This is a genomic window from Massilia sp. TWP1-3-3 (assembly GCF_049897805.1).
Lineage (GTDB): Bacteria > Pseudomonadota > Gammaproteobacteria > Burkholderiales > Burkholderiaceae_D > Telluria_A.
Map to the genome: position 1 here is coordinate 1 of NZ_JAFCWX010000125.1, position 831 is coordinate 831.

Sequence of the window (831 nt, forward strand, 5' to 3'; positions counted from 1 at the left end):
CCGAGAACAAACGTATTAACCATGCCTACGCCCACACCGCGCTCAAGCCGCTGATGCCCATACTTCTGCTCGGTGGGAAAATCGGCAGAAAGGTTGGAACGCTGCTGCGCGACCTGCTGTGGCTAATTGCCGGGAAGACCTATCGCCATCGAAAGAATCGTTCGAAGCCCAGGAAGCCCGGCGTAAAACCACACAAGAAGATGACTCAGAAAAACTGTTGAAATGTCTTAACTTGGGTGGATTGGGGTCGAATCTGGTATGAGGCGGATGTTGGTTTGCATAGTGGGATGTCCCGCAGCAATCAGCCAGGGACTCGCCTGCTGTATTCAAGTGACGGACTATCCTATATAACGACAGATCACTATGTAACCGTACATCCAACCGTACCGTGGAAGCAGGGAAATTAAAATGAAATTGGAATTTGATGGAGTAAGCATTCTGTCGGAAAGTGACTTTCATGAGGCGCTCACCGAAGCGCTCGGATTGTCAACTTTTTACGGTAAAAATTTAGATGCGTTGTGGGATTTGTTGAGCAGGGATGTGGAAAGGCCAGTTCTACTGGAGTGGAAAAATGCAGAGATTTCGAAGGCTGCGATGGGTGATCGATTCGATTCGATTGTTGGGATATTGCGTGATGTGGAGAAGCAAGATATTGAATATGGATGGACCGAAAGGTTTGAGCTTGCACTTGCGTGAAATGATCTTGCTGAGAACCCCCTGTGTCAGACTACTTGTCGGGTGTGTTTTTTGAACAAATTATGTCCTGATCTTGGTTGTTGTGGTGGAATTTAGGGTTCGTTCTTGTGCTTTATTTCTAACATCGTTTCCGGG

General features: G+C 47.4%; 1 protein-coding gene and 1 pseudogene. Both read left to right on the forward strand.

The window, feature by feature from the left end; genetic code table 11:
* Nucleotides 1-221, forward strand: a pseudogene (locus ACP7D4_RS28135) (IS4 family transposase); the annotation flags it as partial.
* Between the two features lie 187 nt (nt 222-408).
* Nucleotides 409-696 carry a barstar family protein gene (locus ACP7D4_RS28140; RefSeq protein WP_426212733.1) on the forward strand — a complete coding sequence of 96 codons (288 nt, stop codon included), beginning with the start codon at nt 409-411 and terminating at the stop codon, nt 694-696.
* The last annotated feature ends 135 nt before the right edge of the window (nt 697-831 follow it).